The sequence below is a fragment of the Citrobacter freundii complex sp. CFNIH4 genome, assembly GCF_002934505.1.
Lineage (GTDB): Bacteria > Pseudomonadota > Gammaproteobacteria > Enterobacterales > Enterobacteriaceae > Citrobacter > Citrobacter freundii.
In genome coordinates this window covers 3,776,800-3,796,098 of record NZ_CP026231.1, presented here as the reverse complement: position 1 = coordinate 3,796,098, position 19,299 = coordinate 3,776,800, and the positions used below count along the sequence as shown (strand labels likewise).

21 protein-coding genes and 1 pseudogene are annotated in these 19,299 nt (G+C 53.9%); 6 read left to right on the top strand and 16 right to left on the bottom strand.

Annotation, left to right across the window (positions count from 1 at the left end; translation table 11 throughout):
- The first annotated feature begins 14 nt into the window (after positions 1 to 14).
- Positions 15 to 1,259 carry a tryptophan permease gene (gene mtr, locus C2U41_RS19430; RefSeq protein ID WP_016151047.1) on the top strand — a complete coding sequence of 415 codons (1,245 nt, stop codon included), beginning with the start codon at positions 15 to 17 and terminating at the stop codon, positions 1,257 to 1,259.
- A gap of 87 nt (positions 1,260 to 1,346) precedes the next feature.
- On the opposite strand, the gene C2U41_RS19425 is transcribed toward mtr, so the two are convergent.
- From C2U41_RS19425 to ubiU, 3 genes are all read right to left on the bottom strand, one after another.
- Positions 1,347 to 2,354, bottom strand: coding sequence for a luciferase-like monooxygenase (locus C2U41_RS19425; RefSeq protein ID WP_071698361.1), 1,008 nt, complete (start codon positions 2,352 to 2,354; stop codon positions 1,347 to 1,349).
- A 176-nt stretch (positions 2,355 to 2,530) separates the two neighbouring features.
- Positions 2,531 to 3,409, bottom strand: a complete 879-nt coding sequence (locus C2U41_RS19420) for a U32 family peptidase (RefSeq protein ID WP_003839978.1) — start codon at positions 3,407 to 3,409, stop codon at positions 2,531 to 2,533.
- Between the two features lie 8 nt (positions 3,410 to 3,417).
- Positions 3,418 to 4,413: a ubiquinone anaerobic biosynthesis protein UbiU gene (gene ubiU, locus C2U41_RS19415; RefSeq protein WP_003839981.1), complete on the bottom strand. Its 996-nt coding sequence runs from the start codon at positions 4,411 to 4,413 to the stop codon at positions 3,418 to 3,420.
- A 220-nt stretch (positions 4,414 to 4,633) separates the two neighbouring features.
- On the opposite strand from ubiU, the gene ubiT reads away from it, so the two are divergent.
- Both ubiT and C2U41_RS19405 read left to right on the top strand, forming a co-directional pair.
- A complete protein-coding gene (gene ubiT, locus C2U41_RS19410) occupies positions 4,634 to 5,158 on the top strand; it encodes a ubiquinone anaerobic biosynthesis accessory factor UbiT (RefSeq protein ID WP_003024968.1) in 525 nt (174 codons plus the stop codon).
- Positions 5,152 to 5,655: a GNAT family N-acetyltransferase gene (locus C2U41_RS19405; RefSeq protein WP_003024966.1), complete on the top strand. Its 504-nt coding sequence runs from the start codon at positions 5,152 to 5,154 to the stop codon at positions 5,653 to 5,655. Before ubiT ends, C2U41_RS19405 begins: the two co-directional genes overlap by 7 nt.
- Here the strand turns inward: C2U41_RS19405 and C2U41_RS19400 are convergent.
- On the bottom strand, positions 5,642 to 5,950 hold the full coding sequence (locus tag C2U41_RS19400) for a GIY-YIG nuclease family protein (protein ID WP_085952534.1): 309 nt from the start codon (positions 5,948 to 5,950) through the stop codon (positions 5,642 to 5,644). The two genes, C2U41_RS19405 and C2U41_RS19400, sit on opposite strands and share 14 nt — an antisense overlap.
- A gap of 43 nt (positions 5,951 to 5,993) precedes the next feature.
- On the opposite strand from C2U41_RS19400, the gene C2U41_RS19395 reads away from it, so the two are divergent.
- Positions 5,994 to 6,422: a YhbP family protein gene (locus C2U41_RS19395; RefSeq protein ID WP_032938301.1), complete on the top strand. Its 429-nt coding sequence runs from the start codon at positions 5,994 to 5,996 to the stop codon at positions 6,420 to 6,422.
- A gap of 37 nt (positions 6,423 to 6,459) precedes the next feature.
- Positions 6,460 to 7,095: an NAD(P)H-binding protein gene (locus tag C2U41_RS19390; RefSeq protein WP_003024957.1), complete on the top strand. Its 636-nt coding sequence runs from the start codon at positions 6,460 to 6,462 to the stop codon at positions 7,093 to 7,095.
- Positions 7,096 to 7,188: 93 nt separating this feature from the next.
- Here C2U41_RS19390 and dolP read toward each other — a convergent pair whose 3' ends face one another.
- The 4 genes from dolP to C2U41_RS19370 are packed head-to-tail and all read right to left on the bottom strand — an operon-like array spanning position 7,189 to position 10,803.
- On the bottom strand, positions 7,189 to 7,764 hold the full coding sequence (gene dolP / locus C2U41_RS19385) for a division/outer membrane stress-associated lipid-binding lipoprotein (RefSeq protein ID WP_003024954.1): 576 nt from the start codon (positions 7,762 to 7,764) through the stop codon (positions 7,189 to 7,191).
- 9 nt (positions 7,765 to 7,773) lie between these two features.
- Positions 7,774 to 8,364 carry a DnaA initiator-associating protein DiaA gene (gene diaA / locus C2U41_RS19380; RefSeq protein ID WP_003024948.1) on the bottom strand — a complete coding sequence of 197 codons (591 nt, stop codon included), beginning with the start codon at positions 8,362 to 8,364 and terminating at the stop codon, positions 7,774 to 7,776.
- A 34-nt stretch (positions 8,365 to 8,398) separates the two neighbouring features.
- On the bottom strand, positions 8,399 to 8,794 hold the full coding sequence (locus C2U41_RS19375) for a YraN family protein (RefSeq protein ID WP_032938303.1): 396 nt from the start codon (positions 8,792 to 8,794) through the stop codon (positions 8,399 to 8,401).
- On the bottom strand, positions 8,752 to 10,803 hold the full coding sequence (locus C2U41_RS19370) for a penicillin-binding protein activator (protein WP_103848541.1): 2,052 nt from the start codon (positions 10,801 to 10,803) through the stop codon (positions 8,752 to 8,754). Before C2U41_RS19370 ends, C2U41_RS19375 begins: the two co-directional genes overlap by 43 nt.
- 63 nt (positions 10,804 to 10,866) lie before the next feature.
- Here C2U41_RS19370 and rsmI point away from each other — a divergent pair, with 63 nt between their 5' ends.
- Entirely contained in the window at positions 10,867 to 11,730 is an 864-nt protein-coding gene (gene rsmI, locus C2U41_RS19365; protein ID WP_003024942.1) for a 16S rRNA (cytidine(1402)-2'-O)-methyltransferase, read from the top strand.
- 55 nt (positions 11,731 to 11,785) lie between these two features.
- On the opposite strand, the gene kbaY is transcribed toward rsmI, so the two are convergent.
- The 8 genes and pseudogenes from kbaY to kbaZ all read right to left on the bottom strand — a co-directional run bounded on the left by kbaY (position 11,786) and on the right by kbaZ (position 19,161).
- A complete protein-coding gene (kbaY, locus tag C2U41_RS19360) occupies positions 11,786 to 12,667 on the bottom strand; it encodes a tagatose-bisphosphate aldolase subunit KbaY (protein ID WP_016151042.1) in 882 nt (293 codons plus the stop codon).
- A 12-nt stretch (positions 12,668 to 12,679) separates the two neighbouring features.
- Positions 12,680 to 13,834: an AgaS family sugar isomerase gene (locus C2U41_RS19355; protein ID WP_003839993.1), complete on the bottom strand. Its 1,155-nt coding sequence runs from the start codon at positions 13,832 to 13,834 to the stop codon at positions 12,680 to 12,682.
- Positions 13,835 to 14,135: 301 nt separating this feature from the next.
- Entirely contained in the window at positions 14,136 to 15,269 is a 1,134-nt protein-coding gene (gene nagA, locus C2U41_RS19350) for an N-acetylglucosamine-6-phosphate deacetylase (RefSeq protein WP_016151041.1), read from the bottom strand.
- Positions 15,266 to 15,700, bottom strand: a complete 435-nt coding sequence (gene agaF, locus C2U41_RS19345) for a PTS galactosamine/N-acetylgalactosamine transporter subunit IIA (RefSeq protein WP_003024930.1) — start codon at positions 15,698 to 15,700, stop codon at positions 15,266 to 15,268. Before agaF ends, nagA begins: the two co-directional genes overlap by 4 nt.
- A gap of 16 nt (positions 15,701 to 15,716) precedes the next feature.
- Entirely contained in the window at positions 15,717 to 16,595 is an 879-nt protein-coding gene (gene agaE, locus C2U41_RS19340) for a PTS N-acetylgalactosamine transporter subunit IID (protein ID WP_003024929.1), read from the bottom strand.
- Positions 16,585 to 17,364 carry a PTS N-acetylgalactosamine transporter subunit IIC gene (agaW, locus tag C2U41_RS19335; RefSeq protein WP_103848540.1) on the bottom strand — a complete coding sequence of 260 codons (780 nt, stop codon included), beginning with the start codon at positions 17,362 to 17,364 and terminating at the stop codon, positions 16,585 to 16,587. The genes agaE and agaW overlap by 11 nt, the downstream gene beginning before the upstream one ends.
- 10 nt (positions 17,365 to 17,374) lie before the next feature.
- Positions 17,375 to 17,848 carry a PTS N-acetylgalactosamine transporter subunit IIB gene (gene agaV / locus C2U41_RS19330; protein ID WP_003024925.1) on the bottom strand — a complete coding sequence of 158 codons (474 nt, stop codon included), beginning with the start codon at positions 17,846 to 17,848 and terminating at the stop codon, positions 17,375 to 17,377.
- A 19-nt stretch (positions 17,849 to 17,867) separates the two neighbouring features.
- A pseudogene (kbaZ, locus tag C2U41_RS19325) lies at positions 17,868 to 19,161 on the bottom strand (tagatose-bisphosphate aldolase subunit KbaZ).
- Positions 19,162 to 19,299 lie beyond the last annotated feature (138 nt).

The following is a 19,299-nucleotide window of genomic DNA, read 5'->3' as shown; positions in this document are numbered from 1 at the left end:
GGAGAGATGGCTAAATGGCAACACTAACCACCACCCAAACGTCACCTTCGCTGCTCGGCGGCGTGGTGATTATCGGCGGCACCATTATTGGCGCGGGGATGTTTTCTCTGCCAGTGGTCATGTCCGGGGCGTGGTTTTTCTGGTCAATGGCGGCGCTGATCTTCACCTGGTTCTGTATGCTGCATTCCGGGCTGATGATCCTCGAAGCTAACCTCAATTACCGCATTGGCTCCAGTTTTGACACCATCACGAAAGATCTGCTGGGTAAAGGCTGGAACGTAGTGAACGGCATCTCGATCGCCTTCGTTCTCTATATCCTGACTTACGCCTATATCTCAGCGAGCGGGTCGATTCTGCATCACACCTTCTCCGAGATGTCGCTGAATGTTCCGGCGCGTGCGGCAGGTCTTGGCTTTGCGCTGCTGGTGGCATTTGTGGTGTGGTTAAGCACCAAAGCGGTTAGCCGCATGACGGCGATTGTGCTGGGCGCAAAGGTGATTACCTTTTTCCTGACCTTCGGCAGTCTGCTGGGGCACGTGCAGCCCGCAACACTGTTTAACGTGGCGCAGAGCAACGCTTCGTATACGCCGTATCTGCTGATGACGCTGCCGTTTTGCCTGGCCTCATTCGGCTATCACGGTAACGTCCCGAGCCTGATGAAGTACTACGGCAAAGATCCGAAGACCATCGTTAAGTGTCTGGTGTACGGCACGCTGCTGGCGCTGGTGCTGTATACCGTATGGTTGCTGGGAACGATGGGCAACATTCCGCGTCCAGAGTTTATCGGTATTGCGCAACAGGGCGGTAACATTGATGTGCTGGTACAGGCGCTGAGCGGCGTACTAAACAGCCGCAGTCTGGATCTGCTGCTGGTGGTGTTCTCTAACTTTGCGGTGGCGAGTTCATTCCTCGGCGTTACGCTCGGTCTGTTTGACTATCTGGCGGATCTGTTTGGCTTTGATGACTCAGCAGTGGGACGTTTCAAAACGGCATTGCTGACGTTTGTCCCGCCAATTATCGGTGGCCTGCTATGGCCGAACGGTTTCCTGTATGCCATTGGCTATGCAGGACTCGCGGCAACCATCTGGGCTGCCATTGTTCCGGCGCTGCTGGCCCGTAAATCCCGCGAGCGTTTCGGTAGCCCGAAATTCCGTGTCTGGGGCGGTAAGCCGATGATTGCGCTGATCCTGGTGTTCGGTATCGGCAACGCGGTTATCCATATTCTGTCGAGCGTGGATTTGTTACCGGTCTATCAGTAAAACCGTTGCCCGGTAGCGCTACGCTTACCGGGCCTACAGTACCGTGTAGGCCGGATAAGGCGTAGCCGCCATCCGGCACAAACCGCGCTACCCCAACAATTCCTGCTTCACATCCATCGCCAAATCAAATGAGTGTAGCCGCGCCAGGTGATCAAAAATCTGGCCGTTAACCATAATTTCATCAGCCTGGGTTTCACGCAAAATGGCATCAAGACCGTGACGCACTTTTGCCTTATCACCAACCAGCGACATGCTCAGCGCCTGTTGTACGCCGTACTGTTCAGAAGCGGACCACAGCTGATGCATATTCTCTACCGGCGGTGGTAGCTGGCCGGTTTCGCCACGACGCAGTTTCACAAACGCCTGCTGCATCGAGGTGAAAAGAAACTCGGCGTCGCGATTGCTGTCAGCGGCAATGATGTTGATGCACACCATCGCATACGGCTTTGCCAGCCGCGCTGAGGGTTTGAACTGGGTGCGATACAGATGCAGCGCCTGATGCAGCATATCCGGAGCAAAATGCGAGGCGAAGGCAAACGGCAGGCCGAGCTTGGCCGCCAACTGTGCGCTGTACAGGCTGGAGCCTAATAACCAGACCGGGATCTGCTCGCCGTAGCCGGGAACCGGGCGTACATGAGGGTTAGGATCGCGGGCGTCGAACCAGTCCACCAGTTCAGCGACGTCGCGTGGGAAGTTATCGATATCACCGCTCATATGGCGGCGCAGCGCACGCATCGTTGGCTGATCGCTCCCCGGCGCGCGGCCAAGCCCAAGATCGATGCGTCCCGGATACAGCGTATTCAGGGTACCGAACTGCTCGGCGATCACCAGCGGCGAATGGTTGGGCAGCATAACGCCACCGGAACCGAGATGCAGCGTGGTGGTATTGGCAGCCAGATAGCCAATCAGCACTGAAGTTGCCGCGCTGGCGATACCGACCATGTTGTGATGTTCTGCCAGCCAGTAGCGGTGGTAGCCGCGCTTTTCGGCCAGTCGGGCGAGATCAAGCGAGTGCGTGAAGGCCTCTTTTGCCGAAGAACCTTCAGGGATCGGTGCCAGATCCAGCACCGAGAACGGAATAGTTTTGTCAGTCATAACGGCTCACTTTGTTACCGGTTAATCTTTTAATACTGCATTAAAATTTGATTACCGTTGTTAACAAAGTGAGCTTTATGAGACTGACGGCAAAAACAATGCCCGATGGCGCTGCGCTTATCGGGCCTACGGGATCGCTATTTGTAGGCCGGATAAGGCAATTTGCCGCCATCCGGCTAGGCTTGCAGCTCCAGACCAGCCAGTCGCTTCCAGTAGCCGTTGCAGTCACTGTGGGCGGCAAGCGGTAATGGAGCACTGCCATTTTCATTGGCACGGAAGGCGTCAAGCATGGCGAATGTCTCTGTCCCCAGCGGGGAAAGGCGCACAATATCAACCAGCCCCTGCATGGATGTCAGCTCGTTACCGAGGTTGTAGACATAGCCGCTCATGGTCTGGATCCCGTTGAGCACAAAGACCTGCTGATTCTCCTGCGACAGCACATCGCGTCCGTTCGGGTATTTGATGCAGCAGGTTTCACATTCGTCTTTTGGACGATCTTCGGAACGCGCGGTAAAGCAGCGGGCAGAGTAGGCCAGCGGTAAATGCCCATAACTCAGCACTTCGGTTTCAAACTGGTCGCGAATACCCAGTTCGTCGCACTGGTTGAGCAGGTTCACCAGCCAGTCGCGCGACAGCTCAACCGGCATACACCAGCGCACCATGCCCTGCTTGAGCAGAATACGCAGCGTGACGGCGTTGTAGCAGTTGAGCGCGTGCCCGGCGACAAACGGCAGCTTACGCTCGGCGCACATATTCACCACGCCGAGATCGCTGGCTTCCAACAGGAAGTCGCCGTTTTCGACATAGCGCTTCAGCTCTCCCAGTTCAGAGGAAGCCTGCACCAGCGCCAGCGTCGACAGCACCACCTGCTTACCGCTACCGGCGAGAGACTTCGCCATATCCAACCAGTCGCCCACTTTGGTCGCACGGCGTTTGCTGCATACTGCTTCGCCAAGATAGATAACGTCAGCATGACTGGCGGCGGCCTGCTGGTAAAAATCTTCCAGCGTTTCTTTCGACCAGTAGTAGAGCACGGGTCCTAATGAATATTTCATTGCTTTTCTCACTGCCATTTACGGTGATACGCGCCAAGCGTGGTCTGCGTGCCTTCGGACATTGAACCGAGCGTTTCCATCCACGCGGCCTGCGGGACGTAGTTTTGCGGGTCGGCCATACAGCGGTCGATTGCCTGACGCCACACTTTCGCCACCTGGCTGACGTAAGCCGGGCTGCGCTGGCGACCTTCGATTTTCACCGAGGCAATATTGGCAGCCAGCAGTTCCGGCAGCAGTTCGAGCGTGTTGAGGCTGGTGGGTTCTTCCAGCGCATGGTAGCGCTCGCCATCCACCAGGTAGCGCCCTTTACACAGCGTTGGATACCCGGCGTTTTCGCCATCCTGGTAGCGATCAATCAGCACTTCGTTCAGGCGAGATTCCAGACCCTGTGGGGTCTGCTGCCAGCGCACAAAACGGGCAGGGGAGCAGGCACCGACGGTATTAGGAGATTCGCCCGTCAGGTAAGACGAAAGATAGCAACGGCCTTCCGCCATAATGCACAAGCTGCCAAAGGCGAACACTTCCAGGGGAACTGGTGTGACGCGAGCAAGTTGCTTCACCTGATGAATAGACAGCACGCGCGGCAGAACCACGCGGGCGACGTCAAAGTTGCGATGGTAGAAATTAATCGCCTCTTCATTGGTTGCAGATGCCTGAACAGAGACATGGCGCTCAATATGCGGGTAGCGCTCTGCGGCATACTCAAGCATGGCGAGGTCGGCGAGGATCAGCGCGTCTGCACCCAGTTGCGCTGCCATATCAACGGCACGCTGCCAGCGTGCGTAACCATCCGGGTGCGCAAAGGTGTTAATCGCAATGTGCAGCTTACGGCGATGTTGATGAACGAAACTCACCGCTTCCTGCAATTTTTTCTCGGTAAAATTAAGGCCGGCGAAATGACGGGCGTTGGTATCATCTTTCAGCCCGATGTAGACAGCATCAGCGCCGTTCTCGATGGCCGCCTTAAGCGCCGGGAGGTTTCCGGCAGGGCAGAGCAGCTCCATAATTTATCCTGAACGTTGCGCCATGTAGGGCGCAGAAATGTTAACGAAGAGGGATTTTAGTTAACCTTGCTGAGACAATTTTTGATTTAAGGCAGTTAAAGTCGTATTGGTGACACCAATAAAGAGGTAACAATTTCGTAGCGAATTGTTGATTTATGCCGCTATGTCGTTTATTTGATATGGCAAAATAGCAGGACTATTGAAACAGGGAGTAAAGCTCGTGTTGGATAAACTGCGTTCACGCTTAGTACATTTAGGTCCTTCTCTGATGAGTGTACCGGTTAAACTGACGCCCTTTGCGCTGAAGCGCCAGGTTCTGGAGCAGGTCCTGAGCTGGCAGTTTAGTCAGGCGCTGGCCGATGGGGAGCTGGAGTTTCTCGAAGGTCGCTGGCTGAGCATTCATGTGCGTGACATTGACCTCAAATGGTATACCTCTGTTGAGAACGATAAACTTATCGTCAGCCAGAATGCAGATGCGGATGTGAGTTTTAGCGCCGATGCCAGCGATCTCCTGATGATCGTGGCCCGCAAGCAGGATCCGGATACGCTTTTCTTCCAGCGTCGCCTGGTGATTGAAGGTGATACAGAATTAGGGCTATACGTAAAAAATCTGATGGATGCCATCGAACTGGAGCAGATGCCTAAAGCGTTGCGCGTCATGCTGATGCAGTTGGCGGATTTTGTTGAGGCGGGGATGAAAACGTCGCCAGAAACCAAACAGACCTCGGTAGGTGAGCCATGCTGATTCGAGTTGAGATTCCCATTGATGCCCCTGGTATTGATGCGTTGCTGCGCCGTTCATTTGAGAGCGATGCGGAAGCAAAATTAGTGCACGACCTGCGTGAAGATGGTTTCTTAACGCTGGGTTTGGTTGCTACCGATGATGAAGGTCAGGTAGTGGGTTACGTCGCGTTCAGCCCTGTCGATGTTCAGGGTGAAGATCTGCAATGGGTCGGCATGGCGCCGCTCGCGGTGGATGAAAACTACCGGGGGCAAGGCCTGGCGCGTCAACTGGTCTATGAAGGACTCGATTCCCTGAACGAGTTTGGCTACGCCGCGGTGGTTACGCTGGGCGATCCGGCACTGTATAGCCGCTTTGGCTTTGAGCTGGCGGCGCATCATGACCTGCGTTGCCGCTGGCCGGGCACCGAAAGCGCGTTCCAGGTTCATCGCCTGGCGGACGATGCGCTGGAGGGCGTGACGGGCCTGGTGGAATACCACGACCACTTCAATCGTTTTTAACATCCGGGGCTTGCAGGCTGCTCAGTAGAGCCTCAAGCCCTTCGCCTTCTACAAGGCGCTCTTTCTGACGCTTTGTGAGCTGTTTGACGCGATACTCTATGCGCAGGGCCAGCGAACGGTCGCCAATCTGCGCCGCAAATGCCAACGTGAGTTCCCCCTTTCCACGTAGCGCCTTCGCGCCTTTCCCACTTTGATGCTGCTTATAGCGGCGCTGCACATCGGTGGTTATTCCGGTGTATAAGGCGTTGTCAGCGGTACGGATCAGGTACAGATACCAGGGTGTCATTGTCACCATCGACGTGATAATTTTCAGGCCTACAGTATAAAAGAGAACAGAAATGGAAACACTGACTGCGGTGTCTCGCTGGCTGGCAAAACAGCACGTCGTGACCTGGTGCGTATACCATGAAGGTGAATTGTGGTGCGCCAATGCGTTTTACCTGTTTGATGCGCAGAAGATGGCATTCTATGTGCTGACCGAAGATAAAACGCGCCATGCGCAGATGTCGGGACCGTGTGCACCGATTGCCGGCACGGTAAATGGTCAGCCCAAAACGGTCGCCCTGATTCGTGGCGTGCAGTTTAAGGGGGAGATTCGCCGTCTTGAAGGGCAGGAGAGTGAAGGCGCGCGTAACGCCTACAACCGCCGTTTCCCTGTCGCCAGAATGTTGCCAGCGCCCGTGTGGGAGATTCGACTGGATGAAGTCAAATTCACGGACAACACGCTGGGCTTCGGTAAAAAGATGCACTGGCTACGTGATCTATAGTTAAAAGAGTGATTGAAGCGTCAGGGGAAAATAAACGATGAGCCAGGTGTTAATAACCGGTGCAACGGGTCTGGTGGGTGGACATTTATTGCGGATGCTACTGAATGAACCCCGGATCAATGCCATTACGGCGCCGACGCGTCGACCGCTGGCTGATACGGTTGGCATCTATAATCCCCACGATCCGCAGCTAACCGATGCTCTGGCGCAGGTTACCGATCCGGTCGATATTGTCTTTTGTTGTCTGGGAACGACCCGACGTGAAGCGGGCAGCAAAGAAGCATTTATCCACGCTGACTATACGCTGGTAGTGGATACAGCTCTGACGGGGCGTCGGCTGGGGGCACAGCATATGCTGGTGGTGAGTTCGATGGGCGCTAATGCCAATTCACCGTTTTTTTATAACCGGGTGAAAGGTGAAATGGAGCAGGCGCTGATTGCGCAGAATTGGCCTCGGCTGACCATTGCCCGGCCTTCAATGCTACTGGGTGATAGGGACAAACAGCGGGCGAATGAGATGTTTTTAGCGCCGTTGTTCAGGCTGCTGCCGGGTAACTGGAAGTCGATTGAAGCGCGTGATGTTGCGCGGGCAATGTTAGCAGAAGCGCTGGCACCTGGGCATGAAGGGGTTTCGATCCTGACCTCTTCCGAGTTACGCGAAAGGGCTAAATAAAATGCCGGATGGCGCTGACGCTTATCCGACCTACAAACGATAACGTCCTGTAGGCCGGATAAGACGCTCAGGCGTCGCTATCCGGCATCAGTATTACTTAATAAACGTAAAGGCCGTCGTGACGCGTTTCACGCCGCTTACCCGGCTGGCGATGTCTGCCGCCGCCTTCGCTTCGCGTTCGGTCACCAGACCTAACAGGAACACTTCTCCATTCTCGGTCGTGACTTTCACGTTAGAGGATTTCACCTGATCGCTGGTCAGTAACTGGGAACGTACTTTGGTGGTTATCCAGGTATCGTTGGACGCATCGCCCAGACCGATTGGCTGGCCCTGACGGATCTCATTAAAGACCTCAGTCGTACCTTCTACGCCCATCGCAATCTGTTTTGCTCGTGCAGACAGTTCGCTATTTGGCGACTGACCGACCAGCAGCACTTTACCCTGATATGCGCTCACGTTGATTCGCGCTTCTTTCTTGATCTGGGCATCTTTCGACAACGCCGTATTGACGCGTAATTCCAGGGTTCCATCATCTACCTGGGTGCCGACGCTGCGAGGATCCGTCGCGGCTTTGGTGCCGACAGCAGCAGTTCCGACAACGGCAGCAGCGACACAACCTTGCAGCAGCAGTGCAGCGATAATCACAGCAAGCGGCGAAAATGCCTTCATGTGTACTCCTTAATCATCCTGGTGAGGGAAAAGCGTGTTATCGATGAGATCGCAAAGGCAGTTGACCGTCAGCATGTGCATTTCCTGAACGCGGGCGCTGTGGTGTGAGGGGATACGGATTTCAACATCCTGCGGCCCCAGTAATCCGGCCAGTTCCCCTCCGTCATACCCGGTCAGCGCGACGATTGTCATGTCGCGTGTCACGGCGGCTTCAACGGCTTTTACGATATCGCGGCTATTACCACGCGTAGAGATTGCCAGCAGAACATCTCCTGCATGTCCCAGCGCACGGACTTGTTTTGCATAAACTTCGTCGTGCAGGCGATCGTTGGCAATCGCAGTTAAGACCACATTATCAGTGTTTAGTGCAATCGCAGGTAAACTTGGGCGTTCTGTTTCAAAACGATTGATCATGCTGGCAGCAAAATGCTGTGCGTTGGCAGCGGACGTCCCATTACCACAACAGAGAATTTTGTTGCCATTGAGCAGGGACTGAACCAGCGTCATGGCGGCACGGGAGATCGCATCCGGAAGTGCTTCAGCCGCAGCTATCTGAGTTTGAATGCTTTCTGTAAAGCAGACTTTAATTCTATCTAACACGCTAATCCTTAAGAACCAGGCTCTGAATCTTCAACTATGAGCGGTCGTTGAACGCGTCCTTAAACCACTCAACATCATTTCCGGTGAAGGCTAACACATCGAACCGGCAATCCACAGTATCAAAACTCCCATTGTGGCGCGCAAGCCACAAGCGGGCGGTCTGTAATAATTTGTGTTGTTTGCTCTGGGTCACACTCGCCGCTGCGCCGCCAAACTGGGCCGAGCGCCGATAGCGGACTTCAACAAAGACGGTGGTGCTGCCTTCACGCATTATCAGGTCGATTTCGCCGCCACGTTCACGCACGTTGGCGGCGATAAAATGCAGTCCCTTGTTTTGCAGCCAGTCACGCGCGGTGGATTCCCACGCGTCACCGGTCTGTTTACTCGTTAACTGGCGGGGACGACTTGTCCTTGCTGGTATTTGAGCCATGATAACTTCCTGTTAATCACACAATCCGGCGTTGCGGTTAAGGCCCCGGTGTTGCCGTTAATTTCGAAACCCTGTACCTGACGCATTTGCGAGAAGTGGTTGGCAAGTGACCAGGCATCGACGCCCATCGCATACATACGTGCCAGTGAGTAGTCGTTACGAACCGCGCCAAGCGCCTGCTGCATGAGAGGAGCGTTAGCACCTGCCAGCATCGGTATTTCGCTGTACTGCAAGCCTTCCATCTCCAGACGGAAATCCGGGCCAGCAGTTCCCTGCGCGCTACGGGAGCTGGCGTACAGCGTCGCTCCGCTCTGGCTGCCGTTGCGCATAGCGATCATCGGCTTAATAAAGGCAATTTCTTCCGGCGTCGCCAGAATATACACGGCATCAACACGGCCGCTGCCGCCGGTGATCTGCGCATCGGTGGGCGCAGCCGGAATCGTCAGGCCGCCAATCGTCACGCCAGGTTGCGCAGGTACAGAGGAGGCCACCGGGCTGCCCGTCAGGGAAATTCCCGAGCCGCCGTTGACGCCCATTTTCAGCTCGGCGGTGGAGCCAAACTTCTGCTGCAACACTACGCCGCCGCCCAGCTTTTGCCATTCCTGTGCAAAGGCGTTGGCAACGCGATCGCCTAATGAACTCCGAGGGATCAACAACAGCGGCGTCTGTTTTCCTTGATCGCGGATGTGACGCGCGGCGTCGCGCGCTTCATCTTCTGGCGACAAAGCGAAGTAGCAGACGTTCGGCAGGTTTTTCACCGACTCCGGCTGATTAAGTGCCAGCACGTTTAATGGCGTATTGCTTTTCATCAGCTCTTCAACATTGTTTTTCAACAGCGGACCAACCACGATGCTGGCACCATCCTGCTGAACCTGAGTCAGGATTTGGTTCAGAGGCTGTGATGAAGTGTCGTAGATTTTCAGCTCTGCTGATGGATTCGCCGGTGCGCTGGCGGTTGTTGGCTGAGCGGGTGCTGTGGGCTGCGCAGCAGGTGTTTCTGGCTGAGCTGGCGTCTCGTTGGTCAGATCGCTTACTGACGCCTGAGAAGGGCTGGCAACGCTGTCAGTCGTTTGCGGCTGTTCTGTGGTCGTCGCAGCTGTTGTATCCGCAGCAGGCGCAGCTACCGCAGGGGCCGCTACGGGTTGAGTACCCATATTTTTCGCCGCTTCAAAGCCTTGCTGAATAGTACGACCAAATACAGCGGCCTGACCGTTCAGCGGCAGCAGCAGCGCAATTTTGCTGGTGGAGGCGGGCTTAAAGCTCTGGACGTTAACCAACTGCGTTGGCAGTATTTTTGCGCCCGGGTTTTGCGGATAACGTTTCTGCCAGTCCGCAATACCGGCTTTCATCATGTCTGGATCGTTACGGTTATCGAACCAGACGCGCTGGAGATCCAACCAGCCTTGCAGCACGTTTTCATCCGCATTGATGACCAGTGCCTGTGCTTGCTCCTGGGTCATGGATGACAGCGCCTGCCAGGTGGCATCGATGTTTTTCTGCTTAGCATTCGCGGACAGCAGCGGTTCCTGAGCGATCAGGGCGCGCAGTAGTGTCAACGATGGGCGACCCTGGTTGACGTCGATTTGCGCCTGCCAGTATCTGGCCTGCTGGTTTTGATCGAAATCGGCAGGAGTGAGTTTATCCAGCAGGGCCTGAGCGCCAGCGATATCTTTCTGTGCGAGCTTGATCTCGACGGCCAGCAGAGACTGCTCACGACGCTGAGTGTCGTTTAGTTTCTGCGGCAGCTGGTTGAACAGCTCGCTAGCCTGCTGGCTCTTGCCTTCTTTCAGCAGTGCACGAATGGCGAGTAATTGCCAGTTGGTCTTGCTATCATCTGAGCTTTGCTGCATTTGTTGCAGATAAAAGCCGGAATCAGCCTGCGCAGTGCCCTGCATATGGGCTGCACTCTGGTCTGGCGCCTGGGTGCCACAGCCTGCGAAAATCAGTGCTGCCAGAATGACTGGTAGCGCGCGCGCGGCTTTCAAACGAGAAAATGTTGAGGGTACCATACTGTATCCAGTGATATTTTTTTACTCAATGCTCAATATTAAATCGGCAATACGGACGACACAATGAAACAACACGAATCGGCGGATAATTCTCAAGGCCAACTCTTTATTGTACCTACTCCTATAGGAAATTTGGCTGATATTACCCAACGAGCGCTCGAAGTTTTACAAGCCGTTGATTTGATTGCCGCTGAAGACACACGTCATACAGGATTATTGTTACAACACTTCGCGATTAACGCCCGTTTGTTCGCGTTACACGATCACAATGAGCAACAAAAAGCGGAAACGCTGGTGGCGAAACTCAAAGAAGGGCAAAACATTGCGCTGGTTTCCGATGCCGGAACGCCGCTGATTAACGATCCTGGCTACCATCTGGTGCGCACCTGTCGCGAAGCGGGGATCCGCGTTGTTCCTCTGCCGGGCCCTTGCGCGGCGATTGCTGCCCTAAGCGCTGCTGGTTTGCCTTCAGACCGCTTTTGCTATGAAGGTTTTCTGCCTGCCAAATCGAAAGGGCGTCGTGATGCGATGAAAGCCATTGAGGCAGAGCCGCGTACGCTTATTTTTTATGAATCTACCCACCGCTTGCTGGATAGCCTGGAAGACATGGTTGCCGTCTGGGGCGAATCCCGTTACGTGGTGCTGGCGCGCGAGCTGACCAAAACCTGGGAAACCATTCACGGCGCACCGGTCGGCGAACTGCTTGCGTGGGTCAAGGAAGATGAAAACCGTCGTAAAGGTGAAATGGTGCTGATTGTCGAAGGGCATAAAGCGCAGGAAGACGATCTCCCTGCCGATGCGCTGCGTACGTTGGCTTTATTACAGGCAGAACTGCCGCTGAAAAAGGCCGCCGCGCTGGCCGCTGAAATCCACGGCGTGAAAAAGAATGCACTGTATAAGCACGCACTGGAACAACAGGGAGAGTAAGCCCGATTGTTGATGGCCAAACCGACAAGGGTATGGCCATTAGCTAACACAGAGCTTAAGACTGAGCGGCAGTTTCACTGATTAATAAGCGGTTTGCTGACCCGCATACAGTGATTTTGCTACGCACCACTTCTTTCATCGCATCCATACCGACCCGCATGTAATAGCGAGGATCGTTGCCCTGCGGATTCTCCGCAAACCACGCCTTGACCGCATCGGCAAAAGCGATTTTCAGTTCAGTAGCGACGTTAACTTTGCAAACGCCAAGCTCGATCGTGCGGCGGACGTATTCGTCAGGAACATCGCTTGCGCCATGTAAAACCAGGGGAACGTCGACGACCTCACGAATTTCACCCAGCCGCTGGAAATCGATCTTGGGCGTTTTGGTATATAAACCGTGTGCTGTGCCGATGGCAACTGCAAGGCTATCTACGCCAGTACGCTCAACAAACCGTTTAGCTTCTTGTGGATCGGTGAGGAAGGCGCTTTCTGCATCCACGCTCATATCATCTTCTACGCCACCGAGGCGACCCAGCTCAGCTTCCACGCTGCAATCTTTGGCATGGCAAAAATCCACAACGGATTTCACCAGCTTCACGTTTTCTTCAAACGGAAAGTGGCTGCCGTCGATCATTGCGCTGCGCACTCCTGCATTCACTTTACGACGGATATCGTCCAGCGACTCATGGTGATCAAGGTGCAGCGCCAGCGGTATACCGTAGCTGGTGGAATAAGCGCTGCACAGCGCGTAGATCTCTTCCAGCGCGATATGCTTAAAGGTGCCCGGTGTTCCGGCAAGAATCACCGGCGATTGCATTTCATAGCACACCTCAAGGATCGCCTGGATCGTCTCGGCGTTATGAATGTTAAAGGCGGGTACGGCATAACCCTTTTTTTGGGCATCCAGCAGGAGGTATTTCGTGGAAATAATGCTCATAAAACGATCCTTTTAGGCGTTCCAGGGATGAATAACAACGCCCTGTACAACGCGGTTCACAGTGCCGCTGGCAGAAGGCGTATCCGGTGTATTGCCGATATTGATGGATTGCGTCAAAGCAAAGACCTGGGCGTAGATCAGGAAGCAGAATGCCAATTCCATATCGATGAAAGAGCGTGCTGGTGGCAGCAGAATATGTGGGCCAGCTTCAATCGCCTCATGGGTTTGTGCGGCAATCGCGACAACCCGCAATGCCTGCCGATCGCGGCGTAACTCTGCCAGCAGATCGAGATCGTATTGACGTGTATAGGGATGGCTGGAAACAAAGACCACTACCAGCGTTTCGTTATCAACCAGCGACTTTGGACCGTGACGAAAGCCTGTAGGGGAGTCATAGAATGCGGCCAGTTTGCCTGCTGTCAGTTCCAGGACTTTCAGTGCCGATTCCCGCGCTGCTCCCTGTAATCCACCGCTACCGAGGTAAACGATCCGTTTCCAGGGTTCATTGCCAAATACGCCGTCGCTGAAATCACCCAGTGAAGTCAGAATCGCCTGGCACCGATCGGCCACGTCGCGGAAGGTCTGACTGTTGATTTTTTCCGGGGCGAATACCGCCAGGCAGCTGGCCATCATGGTGGTAATGCTGCTGGTCATGGCGAAACCACGGTCATGTGTCTCTGCGGGCATCAACAGAGCAAAGGCATTGTCGCTTGCGACTGCGTTTTGATAGAGGCTACCTGCTTCGTTGCAGGTGATTGGCAGGTGATAGCACTCAGGTACAAACTGATTAGCCAGTTCCACTGCCGCAACGCTTTCAGGGCTGTTTCCTGAGCGAGCGAAAGAAATGAGCAGCAGCGGATGTGCGGGATTCAGGTAATCCATCGGATTAGTGACCAGATCGGTGGTTGGCACAGCGCTGATGTTTTTACCGGTATAGCTTGCCAGCCAGGGGGCGATGATGTCGCCAATGAATGCTGATGTTCCGGCCCCAGTCAGTATGATCCGCAGATCGTTTTTGCGCAGTAATGGTGCGAGAAAGCTGTCAATGGCAGAGCGAATGTTGTCGATATTCGTAAGGGAACGGATCCAACTGGCAGGTTGTTGACGGATCTCTTCTTCGGTCCAGGTGCCCGTTACCGCGGTAACAGGGGTATAGGTTTCTGGCATAACTTAAGTCCTTAGTCTTGTAAATTCCACATAAGACGCTGGCGAGAATGTCGCTATCTTTCGTTTCGTTTCACTTGTTCATCTTGTCGATTGATTAAAATCTATAGGAAAGAAATCGAAAGAGCAATGATCCAAAATGAAATAAAACGAAATTTGTGATCGTGAGAACGAAAGGGGCGATTATCTTATTGATCTATAAGAAGTACGCTTGTTGAATGATGGTTAGGTATTTACTCAAGCGAAAGGAAAAGAAAGGCCTTGCGATCGAAGATCGCAGGCCAACACGAGACAAAATGAAAGGTCAAAGGGGGAGAGCCTGACCCTGAATCCAGATCTGTTGTAAATGCAGCCCGCTATTAAGCGCGATCGCGTCGGCACGTTTTCCCACTGCTAACGATCCCAGGTGGCGATCGATACCCAACAGACGTGCGGGGTGGAGAGAGGCCATATGAATTGCCTCTTCTGCCGTTATCCCGGTGAGCTCGACCATATTACGTACGGCGGCATCAACCGAGAGCGTGCTACCAGCCAGACCACCGGAAGCGGTACGCACAATACCACTGTGCATTTCCACTTCCTCACCGCAGAGCGTATAGCGCCCGTCTGGCATTCCTGCAGCTTGCATGGCATCGGTGATCAGCACCAGCCTGTCTTTGGCGCAACAGCAGCAGAGCTTCATGGCCGCTGGGTGGACATGGTGTCCGTCAGCGATAAGTTCCAGCCAGGCGCGAGGGTCGGTTAACCCTGCGCCAACCATTCCTGGATCCCGATGATGTAAGCCGGTCATACCGTTATAGCAGTGCACCAGTCCGTCAGCACCGGCGTCAAAGGCCGCGCGGGTTTGTTCCCAGGTAGCAGCGCTGTGTCCCAGCATCACCCGTACGTTGCGCTGCTTCAGATGTTCGATGGCCTGTAATGCACCGGGTTTTTCTGGTGCCAGCGCAACGACGCGCAATGTTTGCTGGGAAATCGCAATCAGTTCATCCAGTTCACTGAGTTCCAGTTCCCTGAAAAGCTCAGGCGGGTGCGCCCCTTTGTTCTGCGGCGTAAAGTACGGGCCTTCAAGATAACTGCCCAGCACCTGTGCGCCGGGTCCTCCGGAATGGTAACGATGGGCGATACGCTCAAGCGCCTTGCGAATATCTGGTAGTGGAGCGGTGACGGTAGTGGGTAGCCAGTTGGCTACCCCTTCACGTGCTTTGTGCATCGCCAGTTTGTCGAGCGTATCTGGTGCTTCATCCATCACATCGACGCCCGCACCGCCGTGCACGTGGATATCAATGTAAGCCGGACAAAGCAGGTCTGCATCGTGGACCATAACGCCAGAGGGGATTGGCTCTATTTCTGCAATGATGCCGTCTTCAATGTGTATTTGATGATCGTCCAGCCAGCCCCGTTCGGTCAGTAGACGTCTGGCGCGAAGTAGCTGTCTCATATCCCTTCCTCAACGGGCTTTTCCTCACGACAGCGTCCCAGTTCGTCCACCAGGCTAGTTAAACCACGATGCCCGCACTCCAGCGCCTGCAAGCGAAATGCTTCGCTGGTCAGGCCATCGCGCTCCAGCACCATTTCCAGCAGTAGTTGCAGATTAGTGCCAGTGATCACCTCGGTGCCTTGCCTTTGCATGGCCAGGGTGGAAGCGACGCGAAATGGTGTCCCGCCTAACAGGTCTGTCAGAAACACGATGTCTTGCTGCGCATCCAGTTCACTCACCGCCTGTTCAAGCTGCGATGTGAGTAAGGCGGTGGTTGAGGTTTCCGGAAAGTCGATGGCGATGAACTGTGATTGTTCACCCAGAATCTGTTTCATCGCTTTTTCCATTCCGCTGGCAAACCCGCCATGACCCGTCAAAATAATACCTAACATCTACAACCCCTTATGTTTACAGGAAGTGACAGAACTTACCTACGACGCCGAGCACCACGGTAATGGCGATAAGGCGCAGAGGACTCCAGCCACGGCGGACCAGCCAGAACATGGTTAATGTGTAGACCAGCGGTAAAAAAGCAGGCATCAGCTTGTCTATCACATCTGTTTGCAGTTTCACCACTGCATCGCCAGCAGTGATTTCCAGCGTAGTGCTCAGGCGAACATAGGTCGCTACCAGCGCGCCGATCACCGTCATCCCAACGATGGATGCTGCATGTCCAACCTTTTTGGTGTTAGCTTTAATCAGCGGGATGGCAGCAACGCCCATTCGATAAGCATAGTGTGCCAGCCCAAAGCGCAGACCAAGATGAACCACGTTGAACATAACAATAAAGACAACAGCGCCAAGAATAGAGCCTTGCAGCGCCAGACTGGCTCCGATACCGCCGCAAATAGGCAGTAACGTTAACCAGAACATGGCATCACCGATACCGCCAAGTGGCGCACCCACGGCAATCTTGGTGCTTTGAATACTGTTCACATCCTGCTTGGAGCGTTCCATCGCCAGGATAATCCCGATAACAAACGTGACCAGGAATGGGTGCGTGTTGAAGAAGCCCATATGGCCTTTCATCGAACGCGCCAAATCGCGCTTATTGGTGTGGATCTTTTTCAGAGCAGGTAACAGGCCGTACAGCCATCCTGATGCCTGCATACGTTCGTAGTTAAAAGAGGCCTGCAACAGCATTGAACGCCAGGCAACACGGTTGATATCTTTTTTCGTCAGCTCGGCACCGATATTCTGGTCTTCGTAGACGTTTTCATTGGTGCCGGACAGCAGCGTTTCTTCGGTTTCGGAAACGTTCGGCAGAGCCGTTTGATTAGATGCCATCTTCGAATTCCTCTTTTTGTGCTGCGGGAGCTGTAGGTTCAGGTGATTTACGTAGAAAATCGATCAGCGCCATGGCTAGTGCAGCTGCGGCAATCGCTAGCACCGGGAGTTTGAGCCAGGCTGCTGCCACAAAACCCAGGATGAAGTAGGGGATATAGACGTTTTTCATCATGATTTTCAGCAGTACAGCGAAGCCGATAGCTGGCATGATGCCGCCTGCCACGCCGAGGCCGTCAATCAGACGCGTCGGCAGAACATCTATCGCGGTTTTGGCATGTTCCGCGCCAAAGTAAATTGTCAGGAACGCGCATAAAAAGTAGAAGGTCCCCAGCGCGAGCAACGCCAGATAGTTGACCCGCTCAATCCCGGCTGTATCGGCATTTGCTGCCATGCGATCGCAGCGAGCCATCACCCCGGACATCACAGAGAACAGGAAAGTAATCCCCATTTGTACTGCTACGGCGAACGGTACCGCCACACCTACGGCAACTTCGGGTTTCACTCCGGTCGTTATGGCAAACGTGGTTCCCACGATAGTGCCGATAATCACGTTTGGCGGCTGAGCTCCAGCCAGCGGGGCCAGACCCATCCACACCAGTTCCAGCGTACCACCTGTTAAAATACCGGTATGCAGATCGCCCAGAATCAGGCCGACCAGCGGCCCGAGAACAACCGGGCGGTGCATGTGCGTTAACCCGTTGAACATATCCAGGCCTGCAATAAAGGCGAGAATACCCAACGCAAAAGCCTGCAACAGACTGATTTCCATTGTGAATCCCTCAGAGAAGTTTATAGAGGTCCTGGGCGGGTTCTGTTGGAACGCCCTGAACGAAGCATTCCACTCCAGCGGCTTTGAGCCCGTTGAACGCCGTAATATCGGCAGCGTCTACAGAAACCGTTTTGGCGATTTGTTGTTTGCCGTTGGCGTAGTGCATATTGCCAACGTTGATACGGTTAACAGGAACACCGCCTTCGACCAGACGGAAGAAATCCGCAGGCGATTTGCAGACCAGCAGAATTTTCTGGCGATCGGCGGCACGGTGAATATTGTCGATCACCTTTTGTAGTGACCAGAAACGTACGGCGATCCCTTCTGCAAGTACCATTTCCATCAGGTTTTGCTGCACTGGATCTTCAGCCACCTCATCATTAGCGACCAGCACCAGGTTTGCCCCCGCAAACCCGACCCATTGCACACCAACCTGACCGTGAATCAGACGTTCATCAATGCGACTTAATACAATGTTTGGCATGGTATTTTTCTCTTTTTTGTTATGCGTTACGAGCTGGAGCACCCAGGCAGGCGCAGTGATATTGCTGCAGTATGTCCTGAATATGGTTAATGATGAGTTCTCGCGGCGTGGCGCTGAGATCTCCCTCGCGCACTTTTACGTACTGCAAGGGTAAATACTGGCTAATCAGCGGCAGTGGAATGGGGTCATCCGCCAGGTTACGTACCAGACGTTCGAATGCTTCATCAATCTGGCTGTCCGGCCAGTAGTAACGAACCCGATCGGAGTAGCTGTATCCGCGAGCCAGACGGCGTGCGTTGCCATCACCGTGATAGTGGCTCTGCCAGTACTCTGGGCGATCAAGCATCACGCTTTCCAGCACATGTCGTAGGCCTGAACAAGCTTTTGCAGGCAGTAATTCTTCTTCAATCGCGGCCAGTGAAAACAGTGCTTCACGCAGAGCGAAGGTCAACGCAGGTCCCACTTTCAGGATAGCGAAGTGATCTATCACCAGTTGGCGCAAGGACTGTGGCGTTTGGTAATCGGTAGAATGCGCTTCAAACACGAGTGTGTCGTAGTCTTCCACCATTTTGCTGAGTGCCACAGCTTTCTGTGGTTGATAATCAATGATGTGTGTGGTCGAATTCAACGCCAGGTTGCACCACCAGGGCGATAATACGCGGCCAGATACCTTCCATACCGTGCTTTTCAAAGGCGTGATAGTGAGCCTGAAGCGTTGCGCGTGCGGCATCGGGCGTTGTTACCGCCAGGTCGGTTAACGTTTCGTGAGCGCCACCTGGAACCGGCACTTCTGTGCCAATCACATAGACCAGATCCGACTCGCCAAAATGTGCCATACAGGTTTCTTCGGCGACTTTTGCCAGGCGTGCGGCGCGCTCAGCGACAATTTCATCCGTCAGTGGAACCGGGTCGTTAGCACAAGACATGCTGCAATCGAGGTGGATTTTTTTAAAGCCTGCGGCGACATAGCTCTTGATCAGATCGTCTGCATTTGCCATTGCCTGTTCCGCAGGCAGATTTTGCCAACGGTTTGGCCCGAGATGGTCTCCGCCGAGAATCAGCATATCCTGAGAAAAATCAAGCGAGTCGGCTAAACGGCAGACAAAACTGCGAAAATCGGCTGGTGTCATACCCGTATAGCCGCCAAACTGGTCAACCTGATTAGAGGTTGCTTCGATCAACAGCGGTGTATGGTTTGCATGGGCGTAGCGTATTGCGGCTTCCAATACGATTGGATGCGCGGAACAAACGGCATAAATCCCGTTTGCCTTCCCCCGTTTATGCTGCTCGACCATTTTAGTTAGATGTTTCACTTTCCTCTCCAGGTCAGATTACTGCGACATCAATCTTTCGTTTTGTTTCATTTAATACTGCATCATGGTGTTATAAAAATAAAACGAAAGATAATAGTTTTCCGATCTGTTTCACAAAAGAAACACAATGAAAGGTTT